The organism is Porticoccaceae bacterium LTM1, assembly GCA_030252795.1.
Classification (GTDB): Bacteria; Pseudomonadota; Gammaproteobacteria; order Pseudomonadales; family Porticoccaceae; genus SCSIO-12696.
Map to the genome: position 1 here is coordinate 3,079,237 of CP127080.1, position 19,289 is coordinate 3,098,525.

13 protein-coding genes are annotated in these 19,289 nt (G+C 52.2%); 8 read left to right on the plus strand and 5 right to left on the minus strand.

Translation table 11 applies throughout. From position 1 onward, the window contains the following. Nucleotides 1–28: 28 nt before the first annotated feature. The 5 genes from fmt to QP938_13420 all read left to right on the plus strand — a co-directional run bounded on the left by fmt (nucleotide 29) and on the right by QP938_13420 (nucleotide 5,754). Nucleotides 29–991, plus strand: coding sequence for a methionyl-tRNA formyltransferase (gene fmt / locus QP938_13400; GenBank protein WIO74278.1), 963 nt, complete (start codon nucleotides 29–31; stop codon nucleotides 989–991). Continuing rightward, nucleotides 991–2,298, plus strand: coding sequence for a 16S rRNA (cytosine(967)-C(5))-methyltransferase RsmB (rsmB, locus tag QP938_13405; GenBank protein ID WIO74279.1), 1,308 nt, complete (start codon nucleotides 991–993; stop codon nucleotides 2,296–2,298). Before fmt ends, rsmB begins: the two co-directional genes overlap by 1 nt. A gap of 69 nt (nucleotides 2,299–2,367) precedes the next feature. Continuing rightward, nucleotides 2,368–3,762, plus strand: coding sequence for a Trk system potassium transporter TrkA (gene trkA / locus QP938_13410; GenBank protein WIO74280.1), 1,395 nt, complete (start codon nucleotides 2,368–2,370; stop codon nucleotides 3,760–3,762). A 208-nt stretch (nucleotides 3,763–3,970) separates the two neighbouring features. Next, a complete protein-coding gene (locus tag QP938_13415) occupies nucleotides 3,971–5,419 on the plus strand; it encodes a TrkH family potassium uptake protein (GenBank protein ID WIO74281.1) in 1,449 nt (482 codons plus the stop codon). Between the two features lie 20 nt (nucleotides 5,420–5,439). Then, nucleotides 5,440–5,754: a tetratricopeptide repeat protein gene (locus QP938_13420; GenBank protein WIO74282.1), complete on the plus strand. Its 315-nt coding sequence runs from the start codon at nucleotides 5,440–5,442 to the stop codon at nucleotides 5,752–5,754. Nucleotides 5,755–6,022: 268 nt separating this feature from the next. On the opposite strand, the gene QP938_13425 is transcribed toward QP938_13420, so the two are convergent. The 3 genes from QP938_13425 to QP938_13435 all read right to left on the minus strand — a co-directional run bounded on the left by QP938_13425 (nucleotide 6,023) and on the right by QP938_13435 (nucleotide 9,160). Next, the gene (locus QP938_13425; GenBank protein WIO74283.1) at nucleotides 6,023–7,921 is read right to left on the minus strand and encodes a PhoX family phosphatase; all 1,899 of its coding nucleotides are present in this window, start codon (nucleotides 7,919–7,921) and stop codon (nucleotides 6,023–6,025) included. A 145-nt stretch (nucleotides 7,922–8,066) separates the two neighbouring features. Continuing rightward, on the minus strand, nucleotides 8,067–8,846 hold the full coding sequence (locus QP938_13430) for a transglutaminase-like domain-containing protein (GenBank protein ID WIO74284.1): 780 nt from the start codon (nucleotides 8,844–8,846) through the stop codon (nucleotides 8,067–8,069). A gap of 83 nt (nucleotides 8,847–8,929) precedes the next feature. Further along, nucleotides 8,930–9,160: a DUF350 domain-containing protein gene (locus tag QP938_13435; protein WIO74285.1), complete on the minus strand. Its 231-nt coding sequence runs from the start codon at nucleotides 9,158–9,160 to the stop codon at nucleotides 8,930–8,932. A gap of 641 nt (nucleotides 9,161–9,801) precedes the next feature. On the opposite strand from QP938_13435, the gene QP938_13440 reads away from it, so the two are divergent. Continuing rightward, nucleotides 9,802–11,571 (plus strand): AAA family ATPase, encoded by a 1,770-nt coding sequence (locus tag QP938_13440; GenBank protein WIO74286.1) that lies wholly within the window; start codon nucleotides 9,802–9,804, stop codon nucleotides 11,569–11,571. 81 nt (nucleotides 11,572–11,652) lie between these two features. Continuing rightward, complete coding sequence (locus QP938_13445; GenBank protein ID WIO74287.1) at nucleotides 11,653–11,985, plus strand: hypothetical protein; 333 nt, start codon at nucleotides 11,653–11,655, stop codon at nucleotides 11,983–11,985. 508 nt (nucleotides 11,986–12,493) lie between these two features. On the opposite strand, the gene QP938_13450 is transcribed toward QP938_13445, so the two are convergent. After that, the gene (locus QP938_13450) at nucleotides 12,494–15,721 is read right to left on the minus strand and encodes a S41 family peptidase (GenBank protein WIO74288.1); all 3,228 of its coding nucleotides are present in this window, start codon (nucleotides 15,719–15,721) and stop codon (nucleotides 12,494–12,496) included. A gap of 228 nt (nucleotides 15,722–15,949) precedes the next feature. Next, nucleotides 15,950–16,801: an SIS domain-containing protein gene (locus QP938_13455; protein WIO74289.1), complete on the minus strand. Its 852-nt coding sequence runs from the start codon at nucleotides 16,799–16,801 to the stop codon at nucleotides 15,950–15,952. Between the two features lie 172 nt (nucleotides 16,802–16,973). Here QP938_13455 and uvrD point away from each other — a divergent pair, with 172 nt between their 5' ends. Next, nucleotides 16,974–19,160 (plus strand): DNA helicase II, encoded by a 2,187-nt coding sequence (gene uvrD, locus QP938_13460; protein WIO74290.1) that lies wholly within the window; start codon nucleotides 16,974–16,976, stop codon nucleotides 19,158–19,160. The last annotated feature ends 129 nt before the right edge of the window (nucleotides 19,161–19,289 follow it).

Below are 19,289 nucleotides of genomic sequence, written 5' to 3' on the forward strand. Positions count from 1 at the left end.
CAGCGGCATCTGACAAGCTACCGAATCCATGACAGATTTTTCTGATACTCGCCTGCGCGTTATCTTCGCAGGCACCCCCGATTTTGCCGCTTACCACCTCAAGGCATTGCTCGACGATGGCGATCACGACGTGGTGGCTGTCTACACCCAGCCGGATCGCCCCAAAGGACGCGGCAAACAGTTGGCCGCCAGCCCGGTGAAAGAGTTGGCACTGGAGCACGGACTCCCGGTTTACCAGCCGCTGTCCCTGAAAGACGCCGACGCCCAACAACAACTGGCTGATCTGAATGCCGACATCATGGTGGTAGTGGCCTACGGCCTGTTGCTGCCCAAGGCAGTGCTGGACACCCCTCGACTCGGCTGCATTAACGTGCACGCCTCACTGCTGCCACGGTGGCGCGGTGCAGCTCCCATTCAACGCGCCATCGAAGCGGGCGATGCAGAAACCGGCGTCACCATCATGCAGATGGATGTTGGGCTAGACACCGGCGATATGCTGATCAAGGCCACCACCCCCATTGATCAACACGACACCGCAGCCAGCCTGCATGACAAGCTAGCCGAGCTGGGAAGGCCGGCACTTTTGACAGCTCTGGAGCAACTGGCAGAGGGAGAGGCTCGCCCCAAAAAACAGGACGACGCTCTGGCCAATTACGCCAGCAAACTCAGCAAGGAAGAGGCACTGATCGATTGGCAGCAACCAGCGGTTGAGATCGACCGCAAGGTGCGCGCTTTCAATCCGTTCCCGGTGGCCACAACCGATGTAGGCGACCAGCGCGTACGCATCTGGGCAGCTGAACCACTGGCGGACAGCGGCACACCCGGCAAGGTATTGCGCGCCGACAGCCTCGGTATCGTAGTGGGCTGCGGCAAAGGCAGCCTCTGCATCACCGAGTTGCAATTGCCGGGAAAAAAACGACTCACCGCCGCGGAAGTATTGCGCGGCAATGCCGAGCTGTTTGCTCCCGGCATCCAACTGGGTAACAACTGATGGACGTTCGGGTCGCCGCCGCCAAAGTTATCGCCGCGACCCTGCGCGAACAGGCCTCGCTGGCAACATTGATTCCCGAGTACCAGTGCAAAGTCAAAGCACGCGATCGTGCGCTGCTGCAAGAACTCTGCTTTGGCACACTGCGCCATTTCCCGAAATTGGAAGCCATACTCGGTAAATTACTGGCCAAACCGTTCAAGGCAAAAGACACCGATGTTCTGGCGGTCTTGGCTTGTGCCCTCTACCAGCTCAACGAAACCCGTATTCCAGCACACGCTGCCATCGGCGAATCGGTACAAGCCACTGTTGGCCTGAAAAAAATCTGGGCAAAGGGACTCGTTAATGGCGTGCTGCGCCGTTACCAACGCGAGCAGGATGAGATTCTCCACTCACTGGCCGGCAATCCGGCTGTTGCAACCGCGCACCCCAAGTGGCTGCGAGACGCCATCCAAACCGCCTGGCCAGATCAGGCGGCCACCATTTTTGCCGCCAACAATGATCGCGCACCGATGACCCTGCGCATTAATCAGCAGCGAACTGACAGGGAAAGTTACGCCAAATTACTCGAACAGGCAGGGATCGACCACAAAGCTTCAGATGTTGCCCCGTCTGCCATAATCCTGGCAGCCCCCATGGAGGTAACCGCTCTGCCGCACTTTGCAGACGGCTGGGTCAGCATTCAGGATGAGGCGGCGCAACTCTCTGGTCACCTGCTGGACGTCAGCTCCGGCCAAATGGTGCTGGACGCTTGCAGTGCTCCCGGTGGCAAAACCTGCCATCTGTTGGAACAGTGTGATGACCTGCAACTGACGGCGCTCGATATTGACGAAGAGCGCTTGCAGCGTGTTCAGGAAAACCTGGATCGCCTGCACCTGAACGCCAAACTGATGGCCTGCGACGCAGCCGACACCAACAGCTGGTGGGACGACCAGCAGTTTGATCGCATCCTGCTGGACGCCCCCTGTTCCGCCACCGGTGTGATTCGTCGCCATCCAGACATCAAAGTGCTGCGCCGCCACGAAGATATTGCTAAGCTGGCCGAAATTCAGGCGAACCTGCTGGATGCGCTCTGGCCACTGCTGAAACCGGGCGGAAAATTGCTTTACGCTACCTGTTCGGTTTTGCCGACGGAAAACAGTGATACTGTGTCGGCATTTCTGGCCCGTCAACCAAGTGCCAGCGAACTGCCTCTGCCGGACTATTTCGGCATGGCAGCACAACATGGTCGCCAGCTGTTGCCACAGACCGGCGGCCACGATGGTTTTTACTATGCCTTGCTCACTAAAACAGATGTCGGGGCATGCTAAAGTTATTAATGCCTGTTAGCAGGCCATTACACAGCTGATTTTCACACTCAGAGTGATAAGAAGAACAATATGAAAATTGTGATTCTCGGTGCCGGACAAGTTGGCGGCACACTGGCTGAACACCTCGCCCACGAACAGAACGATGTAACCCTGGTAGATACCGATGCGGGTCGCCTGAATGAACTGCGCGACCGCCTCGACATCGGCACAGTTCACGGCCACGCTTCCATTCCTTCAGTACTTAAACAGGCGGGTATTCAGGACGCTGACCTGCTTGTGGCGGTGACCTCTTTTGATGAAGTCAACATGGTCGCCTGCCAGATTGCCCATTCGCTGTTCCACACTCCCACCCGCATTGCCCGCATTCGCACACCCGGCTACACCGCCCCCGGTGTTGCTGAAGGACTATTCAACAAGGAACATGTGCCGGTAGATGTAGTAATTACCCCTGAACAGCTGGTCACCGAACATATTCGCCGCCTGATCGAACAGCCCGGTGCCCTGCAGGTGCTGGATTTTGCCGACGGTTCGGTGCAGTTAGTAGCAGTTCGCACCTATAAGGGCGGCACTTTAGTTGGTCACGAACTGAAGGAACTGCGCAATCACATGCCCGATGTGGACTCCCGTGTGGCGGCAATTTTCCGCAAGGACCGGCCGATCATGCCGGAAGGCGACACCGTGATCGAAGATGGCGATGAAGTATTCTTTATTGCCAACAAAAAGCACATTCGCAAAGTAATGAGCGAACTGCGTCGACTGGAAAAACCCTACAAACGCCTGATGATCGCCGGTGGCGGTAATATCGGATTGCGCCTCGCCGCAGCGCTTGAGGGCAGCTACAACGTCAAAATTATCGAAATGAACGAAGAGCGCTGCCAGCAGCTCTCCGAAACCCTCAACCACGCCGTAGTCCTGCGCGGTCAGGCAGCCGACCAGGAGTTGATGCTGGAAGAGGGCATTGAATCGACCGATGTATTCCTGGCCCTCACTAATAACGACGCTGCAAACATCATGGCGTCGATGCTGGCCAAGCGTCTCGGGGCTCGCAAGGTAATGACCCTGATCAACACCCCGGCGTATGCCGACCTGGTGCAGGGCGGGGCGGTGGATATCGCCATCTCGCCACAGCAAGTCACCACTTCCAGCTTGCTGTCCTACGTGCGCAAAGGCGACACCGTCCATGTTCACTCGCTGCGTCGCGGTGCTGCCGAGGCCATCGAAATTATCGCCCATGGCGATCGTCGCTCATCAAAAGTGGTGGGCCGGGCTATTGAAGATATCAAATTGCCGCGAGGCGCCACCATCGGTGCCATCGTGCGGGAAGGCCCCAAGGGACAGGAAGTGATCATGGGCCACCACGACGTGGTGATCGAAAACGGCGACCACGTTATCGTATTCCTGGTGGACAAGCGATACACCAAAGATATCGAGAAGCTGTTTCAGGTTGGGTTTACGTTCTTCTGATTGGGGGGAAGAGAGTGATTCGAGGCTCTGTGCATAGTTTGAGCGGTCGCACGTCGCACGTCGCACGTCGCACGCTTTTTCTGTGCCACCTCCCGAATCCTCTGCATAAAATCCACTCGATAATTTTTGATAATCATTACTGCCTCACTCGGCACCGCTCGCTGTTAGCGTGCGACGTGCGTCGTGAAGCATGCGACGGAAGTTTCTGATGCACCTTACCGTTATTGCCCGAATTCTCGGTTTGCTGCTGATGCTGTTCAGCATCTCCCAGCTACCCGCCATCGGAGTGGCTTTGTACTACAACGAACACACCATCGAGTCCTTTGTCCTGGCATTTGCGATCACCGTCGGAATCGGCTTTTTAACCTGGCTACCATTTAGCCGCTGTAAACGCGACTTGCGACTGCGAGACGGCTTCCTGATCACTGTACTGTTCTGGGTTGTACTTGGTTTTGCCGGTTCTCTGCCACTGATGATTGGCGACAGCCCGCACCTGAGCTTTACCGATGCGGTGTTTGAGTCCCTGTCTGGACTTACTACTACTGGTGCCACAGTTATCAGCGGCCTCGATGAGCTGCCGCGCTCAGTGCTCTACTATCGCCAGCAGCTGCAGTGGCTGGGTGGTATCGGTATCGTGGTAATCGCAGTGGCCATTTTGCCAATGCTCGGTGTTGGGGGCATGCAACTCTATCGAGCCGAAACGCCGGGCCCGATCAAAGACAACAAGCTCACCCCGCGCATCACCGAAACAGCCAAGGCGCTATTCCTTATTTATGTGGCGCTCACCGCCACCTGCGCCGCGGCCTACTGGTGGGCTGGCATGAGCCTTTTTGACGCCATCTGCCACAGTTTCTCCACCATCGCGATTGGCGGCTTCTCGACCCACGACGCCAGCATCGGCTACTTCGATTCGCCGGCCATTGAAGCGATCTGTATTTACTTTATGGTGGTGTCGGGCCTCAACTTCGCACTGCACTACTACGCCTGGTACCGACGCAGCATTGGTCACTACTGGCGTGACCCGGAAGCGAAAATGTACCTGCAGATACTCGCTGTCGGTGCCCTGATCACTTCGGCGTATCTCTATTTCACCAGCACCTACGGGTTTGAAGAGAGTATCCGTCGCGGCCTGTTCCAGCTGGTGTCGATCATGACCACCACCGGATTTGCCACCGACAATTTCAGTGCCTGGCCAACGTTTTTGCCCTTTTTACTGCTGTTCCTGTCGTTCTTTGGTGCCTGCGCAGGATCTACCGGTGGCGGCCTGAAAATCGGTCGTATGCTGATTCTTGCCAAGCAGGGTATGCGAGAGCTCTACCGGCTGGTTCACCCCAACGCAGTGCTCCCCATCAAGGTTCGCAATCGCGCCATTTCCGACCGCATCGCCGATGCTATCTGGGGCTTTTTTGGCGCCTATCTGGCGGCCTACTACCTGATGGTATTGCTGTTGCTGGCATCCGGCCTCGACTACATTACTGCCTGGTCGGCCACCGCCGCCGCACTCAACAACCTGGGTCCCGGTCTCGGAGAGGTAGCCCAGCACTACGGCAACATCAACGACTTTGCCAAGTGGGTACTCTGTGGCGGCATGCTACTGGGACGACTGGAAATTTTCACCCTGCTGGTAATGTGCCTGCCAACCTTCTGGCGCCGCTAACCCCTGCTAATGGAGGTACCATGTCGATTACAGACAACCTCGAAAAAATGCTCGCCAACGGCCAGGACAGTGCCATGCTGCGCTTTGGTTTGGGCAGTGCATATTTCAATGACAAATTGTTTGAACAGGCAGTTCCACATCTTCGTGCCTGTATCGAACAGGACCCCGGCTATTCCGCCGCCTATAAATTTCTTGGTAAAGCCCTTATCAAACTCGGCGAAAATGAAGAAGCCAGATCAATTCTGGAAGCTGGCTTGCCTATGGCTATATCCAAAGGGGACAAGCAGACCGAGCGGGAGATTGAGGCGTTTCTGAAAAAGCTGTCGCGAGCTTAATTGCTGTTCAGTCACTCCCTACTAAGCCTTGGAACAAATACAAGCCCGTCATGCCCGCGCAGGCGGGCATCCATAAGCCTCTGTGTTTATGCTGGTCAAGTGCCTGTTTCACCATGGATCTCCGCCTGCGCGGAGATGACGTGCATTTTAAATTTCTTTGTACTTCATCAGCGCCATCAAGCAGCGAGTGCTACAAACAATAATCCATAAAAAACCCCGGCTGAATCAGCCGGGGTTTTCAATTTAGCATCCTTGCAAATCAATTCAATCAAGAACCGATGATACCGCCATCCTTGCGGGTAATTACAATGGTGCAGTCGCGAGGAACTGTTACACCGTCCTGGGGAGCAGGGAAGTTAGTACGAGTCGGATCGCCATTACCTGGGTGCTGAAGGTTTACAAACATGGTTCGACGATCCGGGGTCATAGTGATACCGGTTACCTCATCGCTGGTTACGCCGGTAAACAGGCGGCGCAGCTCGCCGTTTTTGGTATCCGCTACCAGCATCTGGTTGTTGAGGCCGTCCTTTTGGCCACCATCGGTTTGGATAAACAGGCGACCGTCCGGGTCTGCCATTAGACCATCCGGGTCAGCATAACTTTGCTCTGTCCCATGGGTGTCTTTGGCGATCAGGAAGATTTCCCAGATAAAGTCACCGCCAACATGCTGGTCGCTGTCTTTCCAGCGGATAATGTGGCCGTCGTTATTTGGCCCCATCGGGTTAGCGGCATCGGTTTGGTCGGCACCGCGACGGCTGTTGTTGGTCAGTGTGCAGTACACCCAATCGTTTGGCGCCACAGTAGTCCACTCCGGGCGATCCATCGGGGTCGCGCCCAGCAGGTCGGCGGCAACACGGGCAAAGGTCAGTACTTCAGCCTGGTCAGCAAAGCGCTGTGCCAGAACCGGATTGTCGATGGTCAGCTCCAGCCACTCGCCGGTGCCATCATCATTAAATTTGGCCACATACAGTTTGCCGTGATCCAGCGGGCTCTGGCCCTTGGCGCGCATGCTGCGCCAGTTGGCGTCAGACACAAACTTGTAAATGTAATCGAAGCGCTGATCGTCACCCATGTAGCCAACCACCCGGCCGCCGCGGCCAACAGTGATGGCAATGCCTTCGTGCTTAACGCGACCGAGAGCAGTGCGCTTAACCGGCTTCTTGCTGCCATCGAACGGGTCGATTTCCACAATCCAGCCAAAGCGGTTGCACTCGTTGGCGTAGTCCGGGTTGGACATATTGAAACGCTCGTCATACAACTCCCAGCCATAACCAAATCCACCGGAGCTAAAGCCGTAGCGCTGTTGTTCTTCAGTGGCAGTCCATTCACTGGTAGCACCGAAATAGCCGTTGAAGTTTTCTTCACAGGTCAGGTAAGTGCCCCACGGGGTGTAACCATTGGAGCAGTTATTCACTGTACCCTTGGGGACATTGTTTGCGGCATTTTGCAAAAGAGCGTGTCCAGCCACCGGACCGCTGAATTCCACTTCGGTGTTAACGTGAATGCGGCGGGCATTGGGGCTGGCTGCGGTTTGCCAGGATCCATTTACTTTCTTAAGGGCTACCACAGAAGCACCGTGTGCATGCTGGGAAGCGCGAACATCTTCCAGACTTGCCGGAGTGTTTTTACCCAGCACGGTGCTGTTGTCACCAAACTCGTGGTTAATGCACAGCATTCCACGATCATTACCGTTGGTGCCCCACTGGGTGTTGTAGTACCAGTCCTTGCGGTCGTCCCACAAATCCTGATCCCAACCATTGCGCGGCAGGCCCTCTTCGCGAATCGGGAAAAAGTGCATACCGTCATGGCCGATACCAATCTGCAGTGCCTGGTCTTCGGCGCTGGGCGGGTAATTGTAGGTGGGGCCACCCGGTTGCAGTGGCTCACCCCAGGGGATGAGCACATCGTATTGATAATCAGCAGAAATTGTCGGAATCGGGCCGTTGCCTTCAGCATTTGGAACCGGCGCAAAGTTCATCAGCGGGCTTTGGATATTGTTAAAGCCCTTGGCAATCGCGCCGCCAGCGCCACCGGCAAAGAACACCGCAGAAGCAGTCGCCAGACCACCCTGCAATACCTTGCGGCGCTCCACGTTGGCATTCAGTACATCCTGAAACGGGCGATTGCCCGACTCGTTACAGATTTCTTCATCGTGCTCAAAACTCATGGTGACACCCTCGATATTCGAAGTGATTAATGGCAGTCTCGAGGACCAATGCTAGATGTGAATTGTTGCGGGGGACTTACCGATAGGTGAAGGTTTATTAACGGTTTTGTGACTGGTAGTTTTGGCTTAGATTTCAAGGTTAGCTCTATTTTCTCACACTCGTGCTAACTGAATACCGACTCATCTCCTGCCAGTGTTTACCGGAATAATCGGTTGTGAATTTGTCACCATGATTTACCCAAAAGCCTTCGCGGTTAAACATGTATCTCGGGTGATAGTCCTTATACAGTGCCGCAAGCGGGTAGGGCTTGGTTCGACCCAGTCCGGACTTTCTTGTCGCCTCCAACAAATACTCTTTGCCGTTTTTAAACAGCACCACCCAGGCATGGCCACCGCCATCCATATCTCCGAGCACCACTCTTGCATCTTCGCCCATGGCCATCAGCCAGTCGGCAAGAATAATCGCATGATCCTCACAGTCGCCTTTGGGATTAAAAAATGCCTGTCGGCTGGATTGCCAAACATCCGCTCTGCCGGAGTACTGTTTCTCATCCAGCAGGTAGGACTTTCTTTTGGCCAGGGCATAAAGTGGCAACATCACATTATCCACTTCAAACGGCTGATACCCCTCCAGAAACGAGTGAACCAGATAGTGGTATTGATCAACACCCTGGGCGGACATGGTATGAGGACCATTCTTACCATAGGAGTAACTGGATGGATGGCTCACACCAAACTGGCCATCAAGCAGTTCCTTAATATCTGTATCGGAAAACATTGGACCGAGCGGCAAAATTTGCAGCGACTGTCCAGCCGACGAAATCGATAAATCGGCTTTTCCCAGCTGCTTTAGTGAAACCTCAATATTATTTTCGATATCCCGATCGCCTCCGCTCTCTTTAAGGCTATTAAAGAAAGCAAACATAAAAACCATCAGGATCGTTAAAACAACCTCCGAAACCTTACCTGACTTTCTCGCCTTCCTTGTTCGCCGACCCATCCCTTAACTTACCCCTTGAAGCCGAACGCAATCACAATCGCTACGAAAATCAAGATCGACGAGGCAAAAATCGCCACCGCTACATTGCCTTCTTTCAGCTCGGTTTCCAGATCCACATTCTTCAGCAGCTTTTTATCTACCCAGAACAGCACATAGACACTGACCACAATGGCAATCAATGAGTAGCTGAGGTTGATGGCCAGATTGATGAATGAGGCGGACAGAAATTCGAGTTCCATAATGTGTTAACCGTTCTTATGTTTATAGGTTGTTGTTTATAAATAGACACACATAATAAGTGGAGTTGGCCCGCTGGGAAAGATCGCGTTCAGAAAGGGCACCATTCAGCATTGCCAGCGGCGGCAAAACTAATGGCATTGGCGGCATAAATTAATATAGTATTTGGTCCAGTACAGGTATGTTCGTTCTGTTTGCAGGCCAAGAGCCTGTAGGCGGATAGCCAGATTCAACAGACTCAAGAGTCGAGCTGGCTTGATAGGCAAGGGAGTGCGTTTATCACCAATAGTTTTTACTCCCATACAACTGCAATAAATACAGTTGCCTTCCAGAACCTTCATCCTCACAAATGGAAATATGAAGCCGTTGCTTCTTTTGACGAACTCCGGCAATCCAAGGTTTGCTAATTGGTTGATAACTAAAGGAATTGTCAAAAGGCGTTGGAATGAATACCGAAATACAAGGCCAGGAAAAAAGAAGTCGTGGCTTGAACCCTCTGAGGGCTGCCGATCACTAAGTCCGATAACGCCTTGAATTACTAAAAGAAATGGCTCATAGCGAGAAAGTGATGAGCGCTGATATAGGAAGCCGACAAAAGAAGCTGTGGCTTCATAATTAACTGTTAGGCCACAAGGAGTAAGTAGTGAAAATTGAAAGTATATGGGTTAAAAACTGGCGCTCTGTAAAAGAAGAAAAGCTAAAAGCACAAGATCTAATGGTTATCATTGGTCAGAATAACCACGGCAAGTCGAATCTTTTATCTTCCGTCTTATTCTTCTTTGGTGAGATAAAGCAACAAGATCTGGACTTCTTCCATGGTTCTTCTGAACTATTTGTAGAAATTGAGTTTTGTGATCTTGGTGAGTCAGATAAAACTACTTTCAAAAAATATTTAACTTCTGAGGGAAAAATAGTCGTAAGAAAAACAGCCTTTTTAGGTGGTAGTTTTGAATACCGAGGATACATAGAAAATCCATCGGAGGATTGGCTTCAAGAAGCGAATGCTTCTGCTTACACTAAAAGAGAACTAGCGTCCAGCCTGCCATTCCATCCTTATGTTCCTGATTCTGGACGAATCACCAAGCAAAATATCATCGATGCCCAAAACGAATACATTAAAAATAACAGCGAAGATATTCAATTCGCTTTTGAGCTTGAGACTACAAATTTTCTGGGGTTGAAAAGTGTAGCAAAGGGAATATTTGGTGAAGTTTACTTTATACCAGCTGTAAAAGAAGCATCGGATGATTTTTCTTCTAAAGATTCTAGTGTTTTCGGAAAAATGTATGCTGATGTTGTAGATTTAATGTCTGAGCACAATAAAGACTGGAAGGAAACAAAGGAAAAACTCGGAAAACTATTTTCCACCCTGAACAAAAAAGATCACGAAGGTAACGACAATAATGATCGACCTCAACAATTGACTGACTTTGAGCAAGAGTTAACTGATGAGCTAGTTGCGTGGGGTGCAAAAGTAGATATTGAAGTAAGTGCTCCTGATATTGAGAATGTATTTAAGGCAAATACTCAGGTTTGGGTTGATGACGGTGTTAGAACTGATATAAAACGAAAAGGACACGGTTTACAACGAGCTCTCACGGTTGCGCTAATACAAGTAGTTGCTAAAAAAGCTTTTGCCGAGGCAGAATCGGCGGAAGAACAAGGAAATAGAAAAGCATCAAATTCTAGATACTTTATATTCGAGGAGCCTGAGCTTTATTTACATCCTCAAGCGCAAAGGTCGTTATTCGACTCATTCGTTGCTTTGTCTGAGTCAGGAAGTCAAGTGATCCTCTGTACGCATTCAAGCGGTCTTATTGATGTTGAGCGTTATAAGTCTATTTACATAGCAACAAAGAATGATGAAGTAAACGGAACTAAGGTTAAGCAATGCACTGAAGATTTGTTTGAAGGAGATTCAAAAAAAGACTTCAATCTTTCCTACTGGATCAATCCTGATCGTGGTGAATTATTCTTTGCCAGTAAAGTTGTGTTGCTAGAGGGAGCTACAGAAAAAACTGTATTTCCTCTATTGGCTAAAGAGTTAGGTGTATTTAGGTACGAATATACTTTAATCGATTGCGGTTCAAAAGATAATATCCCCCTTTACGTTAAGCTTATGAATAAGTTTTCTATCCCGTATGTCGCTGTTTATGATAGGGATCATCAAGCTCACAAAGGAGTCGATGCAATTGCGTCGGCAGATCGATCAACACAAAAAATTGTTGATGAGATTGATATCAATATAGGTTCTTCGGTGGTATTGGAAAATGATATAGAAGAAGAGCTTGGCTTGCCAAATGGTGGAAGTAGCAAACCTTATGTGGCATTAAGTCACATTACCGCAGAAGGCTTCGCGGTCACTCCACAAATGGCTCAAAAAATCAGAGCAATTTATGACGCAGAGGCCTAACAAGTTGCTGCACTCGGAAAAATTACTCGCTGCGTTCCTAATTTTCCGGTGAGCAAGGCGTTAAGTTTTAAGGAGATTTAAGTGAGAATTATAATTTCTTTAGTTGTTGTTCTGGGCATTTCACTTTCTTCCGTAGTGAGTGCTTCTGAAGAAGATTTCGAAGTTTTTAGTGTTAAAGATCAAAACGGTTGGCCAATATTGGTGCGGTACCATAGGGGAACTGGGGCGGTTTGGCTAGCATTTAAGGGGAGATATAAGCTTGTCAAAGAGAATGAGGACTTGCCGAAGTCAGAATATAAGGTAATTGAGCATAATTTGCAGAGTCATTGGCGAATTTGTCGAATAGATAAAAAAACCGGAAAAACTTGGTTTTACAATGGCAGCAAGTGGGAAGCTGTGGCAGAGGAAACTTAACAAGCGCCCACTTCGTGAGCTGGAATCGCAACAAGTTGCTCACTTATGTGGCGAGCGCTGTAACTCACACAATGGAAATTAAAATCAGAAAATTACATATCCCTTCAGTTCTAGCGGCAATTATTTTCTTTGCTGGGCTAGTTTCCCTTACTTGGGAAAAATACACGTCGTACGATGACGGTAGCATAGGAACATCAGCGCTATTTGTCATGGCTCCTATTTTGTTGATAAGTGAACTAATTTTTCTGCCGCCGTATACTATCTGGATTTTGTTTATTGGTTTGTTCATTTATATTGATTTCCTGATTTGCAGAAATCCAAAGCGGAAATCCAGGCACTAGTTATGACAAGCGTCTGTGACATTAACCTTGCAATTGATACTGACACCAAAACTTCTATCTTCTCCCGAATTCAATTTTCCGTTACACAACAAAAAAACCCGCAGCCTAAACTGCGGGTTTTTTATGGGTCCCCGCTTTCGCGGGGACGACGGTTTGATTACTGTGAATTACTTCTTCAGCAGCACTTCTACCGCTTTTTCGATCTGAGGATCGCGACCTCGAGACATGGAGTTCGGGTCGTTGTTGATCTGGTGGTCCGGTACCAAATCGCGGTTTTCCTGCAGGTTACCGTCCTGGTCCAGCATACCGATTTGCGGAATACCAAAGATCACGTCACCGCTGATCATGGTTTCCCACCATACCGCAGTACCGGTTGCCGGAACCGGCATACCGATCAACGGACCAATGTCCAGCTGCTTGTAGCTGTGCGGGAACAGGTAGGCGTCTGAGTAGTTGCCTTCACCAGCAACTACCGCTGACGGACGATACCATTTTGCCAGCGGCTCGGAGCCGATCGCGCGACCGCGTGGTAAGAATGTGTAGTACTTCTCGCCAGACAGCAGGGTGTTGAGGTCGTCGTGCAACCAGCCACCACCGTTGAAGCGGGTATCAACAATCAGTGCATCTTTGTCGACGTTGCGACCCAGCACTTCGGAGTAAGTGGTCTGGAATGACTGGGTGTTCATGCCTTTAACATGCACGTAGCCCAGCTTGCCATCGGACAGTTTTTCTACCAGATCGCGACGGTTTTTCACCCAGCGCTGATAGAGCAGTTCCATTTCGTAACGCACTGGAATGGCTTTTACTACCTGCTCAAAGGTACGCGCCTTTTTACCGCTGGTGTCTTTTACAGTCAGCAGCAGGCGATCGCCGGCTTTGTGGTTCAGCATGGCATAGTAGTTGCTGTTGGCATCGATCTTTTCACCGTTGATGGCGGTGATGATCATGCCTGCTTTTACTTTGCTCTCGCTGTTGACCAGTGGACCTTTGTCGATGATTTCGGCGATCTTGATGCCGTCACCGGTGTATCCGTAATCCGGAATAATGCCCAGTGCTGCAGTCTGGTCACCATTGCCATTACCACCAGCACGGTAGCGACCACCGGTGTGCGAAGCGTTCAGCTCACCCAGCAGTTCACTCAACAACTCGGCAAAGTCGCGGTTGTTGTTAATGTCGGCCAGTTTTGGCTGGTACTCTTTTTTCATCAGGTCCCAGTCAACACCGTGCAGGTCTTTCACGTAGAACTTCTCGCGGGCCTGACGCCAGGCGTGTTCAAACATGTAGGCGCGCTCGGCGTCTGCATTCAGGAACATCTCTGCACCGAAGGCGATGCCTTCCGGCTTGCCACTGCCCAAGTTGACTTTCTGCAGGCGACCATCGGACAGTACCACCAGCTCTTTGCCATCTTTGGTCATTTGCATGGATGCACTTTTGGCGCCCAGCTTGCTCAGGATTTTGGTGCTGTTGTCGTCGAAGTCGCGAACCCACAGGTCGTAGCCTTTTTCAAAGCTGGCCAGGTAGTAAAGTTTGCGACCGTCTTTGCTGAGCAGGCCGTCGCCAATATCGGCAGCGTGCATGGTCAGGCGGGCGCGGCGATCTTCGAAGTTGGCAAGATCCATTTCGACAGTTTTTGGCTTGGAGGTTTCTTCTTTCTCCTCGTCACCATTTTCTTCGTCTTTTTTCTTGCCGTTTTTCTCTTCGGCTTTTTTCAGCGCGTACTCTTCTTTGGTGAGGCGGAATTTGTCCCAGGTCTCTTCATTGAAGAACACACCGTAAACATCCATCTCTGAGCCCCAGCTGCCGTGATTGCGGCGGCCGTTCTTGGCAGTCATCCATGTGATGGCGTTGCCATCCAGTGCCCAATGAGGCGCAACATCGGCGTAACCCGACAGGGTCAGGTTCACCACGTCGCTTTTGCCGTCGGCAGCAACAATGCCCACTTCGGTAATCCAGCGACTTGGATTGATGAAGCTGGTCGCCAGCCATTTGCTGTCCGGTGACCATTCAAAGTAGAGGTCGCCATCGCTGTAGGAGTAGTTGTACTTCTCTTGCAGCACAGTGCGGGATTTACCGCTTTCCAGATTGAGTACTTTCAGGGTGTCGCGGTTAGACAGGTAAGCCACTTCCTTGCCGTTCGGTGAGAACGCAGGCTGGAAGGTTTCCTCGTCATTGGCCAGTACCACGCTCTCTTTCAGTTTGAGGGCGTTGTTGAAGTGCTTCTGGTCTTTCTCTACCAGTTTGGTCTGGTACAGGTTCCAGCTGCCGTTGCGTTCACCGGCGTACAGCAGGGCGCGGCCATCTGGTGAGAAGGAAACAGAGCGCTCTTGTTCCGGGGTATTGGTAATACGCTTGGTGGTCTTGTATTCGGTGGAAGTAACAAACACTTCACCGCGTACAATAAAGGCTACTTCTTTGCCGTCCGGTGAAACAGCAAATTCGCTGGCTCCATCCATTTTCACCATACGCTCTACGTCGTTGGTGCTGTCGTCCTGGTTGATGCGGATAGTCAGCTTGCGTGGCTCGCTGCTGCCAGCGTCCAGGCGATAGATGGAACCGTGGAACCCGTAAACCAGGTTGCCCTGGTTGTCGCGGCTCAGGAAGCGAACCGGATGCACGGTGTGGTTAGTGATCTGGGTGGCTTTGCCAGATGCCAGGTCCTGTTTCCACACATTCATGGTACCGCTGCGCTCACTCAGGAAGTAGAACGCGCTGTCGTTATCGGCCCAAACCGGCTGACGGTCTTCACCCAGCCAGTTGGTGATTTGGGTGTGCTCGTCTTTCTTGGTGTCGTAGAGCCAGATATCGCGAGTTACGGAAGAACGGTGGTGCTTACGGAACGCGTCTTCATAACCTTTTTTGTCCTGGTACAGGAACTTGTCGCCAGCCGTGTTATAGCGGGCTTCTTCGGCAACAATAGTGGTAACCTGGCTAGGCGTGCCGCCACTCAGGTTAACACTGTAGGTTTCTTCGAGACGGCCACTTGGAAACTGGGTATTCGCTGCAGAGTCCATACGCAGAGAGGTAAACAGCACACTCTTGCCATCAGCACTGAAATCACTGGGGATATCGTTGGCAGAGTGGTAGGTCAGGCGCTGGGCTTCACCGCCGGTGCTGGGTACAGCAAAGATGTCGAAATTACCGTAACGGTCGGATGCAAACGCCAGCATACGGCCATCGCGGCTCCACACCGGGTAGGTATCGTGGGCGCTGTGAGTGGTTACCGGCACAGCGGTTCCACCCTGGCTGTTCACCACATAGATATCTCCCTTGTGGCTGAACGCTACTTTGCTGCCGTCCGGGGATACCGCTGAGTAGCGATACCACTCGCTGTCTGCGGCCTGCGCAGATAGCGACCCCAAAGCCAGCATGGATGCAATAAGTGCTTTCATTTTCATGCTATTACCTTGTTTTCGTATTGGAAAATTACAGAAACGGGTGACCGCGGGTAATCCGCGTTCACCACAAGAGAGCTGAGACTCTCCCCCCATTTCAAATAAGATCTGTGATTCTGCCCGTGAGCATTTAAGAGTACAGACCTGAAAGACCGAATTACGCCATATTGGTTTCATTCGAATGGCGAAAATATTAAGTGTTACTTTATAACATTGCAACAAAAATGCCCGTCATTCGGGCATTCGAAGTACTTTAAGTCCTTCCTGAAGTTCCTGCAGATGGGTTTGCAGCTGCTCACCCTTGTGGCGGGCGACCCCAATCGCCAACACATCGATTACCACCAGGTGGGCGATGCGTGATGAGAGTGGTGTGTAAAGTTGAATGTCTTCCACTACATCGATGGGCAGTGGAATAGAGGAGGCTTCCAGAACCGGTGTGCCGGTAGGAGCCAGCCCTATAACCTCGATGCCGCGGTTGCGCAGCAACATCATTGAATCCAGTAATGCGCGGGTACGGCCAGATTGCGAGATCGCCACTACTACGCTGCCCGGCTCCAGTGAGGTCGCCGACATATTCTGCAAGTGCGGATCGGAATAGGCCGCCGAGGGAATCTGCAAACGGAAAAAGCGGTGCTGTGCATCCGCCGCAACCGAGGCCGATGCACCAAAACCGTAAAACTCCACTCGCCTGGTTTGCGCTAATGCGGCAATGGCGACTTCCAGTTGCTCCGGGTTGATGTGGTCGCGCACCTGCAGCAGGGTATCAACTGTGGAATCGAATACCTTGTGGGTGTACTCGCGAACCGTGTCGGTTTCGGTAACTGCAATCTGCCCGTAACTGGGGCTGGAAGCCAACTGCTGAGCCAGTGACAGTTTGAATTCCTGAAATCCTTTACAACCAACCGCGCGGCAAAACCGAACCACCGTGGGCTCGCTGACCTCGGCGCGGCGTGCCAGGTCGACAATGCGCAGGTTGATAACCTCCACCGGATTGGCCAGCACAAACTCGGCCACTTTGCGCTCTGACTTGCGCATATTATCTAAGGAGGCACTGATAGCCTGGGTGAGAGTGGCGGGTTTCAAGGGCTAGCTCCGATGGGCGTTTGAGCCATTGTAGTTTTTTTCACAAACTTTGTAACGGCTTAGCGGTAGGGACGCCGTACCCACCACTTGCTTGTACATTGTTAATCGGTGCGCACGTCGGGCAAAACACTGTATATAAATCCATATGCAAACGGTGCTAGAATCCGCCCCCATGGACGTAACCTCAATATTAGACAGCCTCAATCCCGCCCAACGCGATGCGGTTTCCAGTTCGGATCAAAACCTGCTGGTTCTCGCTGGCGCTGGCTCGGGTAAAACCCGTGTACTGGTACACCGCATTGCCTGGTTGATTCAGGTAGAGCGCGTATCCCCGTACGAAATTCTGGCGGTGACCTTTACCAATAAAGCAGCCCGTGAAATGCGCGAGCGCATAAACGATCTGTTAGGCATGCCACCCAGTGGTATGTGGGTGGGCACCTTTCACGGCCTCGCACATCGTCTGCTGAAAACCCACTGGCAGGAAGCGAAACTGCCGGAGAACTTCCAGATTCTCGACTCCGACGATCAGCAACGGCTATTGAAGCGAGTTACTGCGGCGCTCAATCTCGACGAGAATCGCTGGCCGGCACGCCAGTCACAGTGGTTTATCAACGCCCAGAAAGATGAAGGCCTGCGCCCTCATCATATTCAGGAGACCGGAGACCACTACCTCACCACCATGGTAAAGATTTACGCCGCCTACGAAGAAGCGTGTCAGCGCGGTGGCATGGTGGATTTTGGCGAATTGCTACTGCGCGCTCATGAGCTATGGCTCAATAACCCGGCTCTACTGCGCCACTACCAGAACCGCTTCCGCCATATTCTGGTAGACGAATTCCAGGATACCAACAGCATTCAATACGCCTGGCTGCGTATGCTGGCCGGTGCCGGCAGTGCAAACCAGCCCTCTGCCGTTACTGCAGTGGGCGACGACGACCAGTCCATCTACGGCTGGCGCGGTGCCAAAATCGAAAACATCCGCAACTTCGGCAACGATTTCAAACAGGCGAAAACCGTCAAGCTGGAGCAGAACTATCGCTCCACGAGCAATATTCTTGATGCCGCCAATGCGGTGATTGCCCGCAACAGCGACCGACTCGGCAAGGATTTGTGGACCGAGGGTGACGCTGGCGAGCTGCTGTCTCTCTACGCAGGGTTCAATGAGCATGACGAAGCGCGCTTTATCGCCGACCGCGTGCAAAGCTGGTCCAATGAGGGCAATCGCTACGACGAGTCAGCAATACTGTACCGCTCCAATGCCCAGTCGCGAGTGCTGGAAGAGGCGCTGCTGCGCGCCGGTATTCCCTACCGTATCTACGGCGGCCAGAAGTTCTATGAACGGCTGGAAATCAAAAACGCACTGGCCTATCTGCGCCTGATGCTTAACCGCCACGACGACGCGGCCTTTGAACGGGTGATCAATACCCCGACTCGTGGCATTGGCGACAAAACCGTGCAACAACTGCGTGATGCGGCTCGCGCCAATGGCCAGTCACTGTGGCGATCGGCTCAGCTGGCGGTTGCCAATGGCCAGTTCACCGCCCGCGCAGGCAATGCCGTAGTAGCCTTTTTGACCTTGATCGACCAGCTCGACAGCGAAACCGACGAGCTGGAGCTGCATGAAATTACCGAGCATGTCATTGAGCGCAGCGGCCTGGTGGATCATCACAGCAAAGAGAAGGGCGAGCGCGGTCAGGCGCGGGTGGAAAACCTGAAGGAACTGATCAGTGCCTGTCGCGGTTTTGACCGCAGTGGCGATGATGAAGAGCGCTCACCGCTGGGCCGTTTCCTCGATGAAGCAGCACTGGATGCCGGAGAGCGACAGGCTGACGACCGCGAAGATGCGGTGCAGATGATGACCCTGCACTCCGCCAAGGGTTTGGAGTTCCCGCTGGTGTTTTTGGCCGGTATGGAAGAAAACCTGTTCCCGCACAAGATGAGCCTGGAAGAACCGGGCCGTCTCGACGAGGAGCGTCGCCTCGCTTACGTGGGCATTACCCGCGCCATGCAAAAACTCTACCTCACCTTTGCCGAAAGCCGCCAGATGTACGGCAGCGAGAGTTTCAACAGCGTGTCACGTTTTGTACGGGATATTCCATCAGAATTGCTTGAGGAAGTACGCCTCAACAGCCAGGTACGCCGCCCCACCAGTTATGCCCGCAGCGATTCACCGAGATTCAGTGATGAGGGAATTGATACTGGCCTGAGCCTGGGCCAGCGAGTTAATCACAAGATCTTTGGCGAGGGCACAGTACTTAATTTTGAAGGCAACGGTGCTCATGCCCGCGTTCAGGTGAACTTCGAAAACGAAGGCAATAAATGGCTGGTGGTGGCATACGCCAATTTGCAGCCGTTGTAATAAACCGTGTATAAATCCTCGCTTGCGCAGTGGTCTCTCACCATCATCCTGAGCACAGCGAAGGATCTCAAGCCACCAGCTGCACCGAGATCCTTCGCTGCGCTCAGGATGACACGTGAAAGCGTGAGA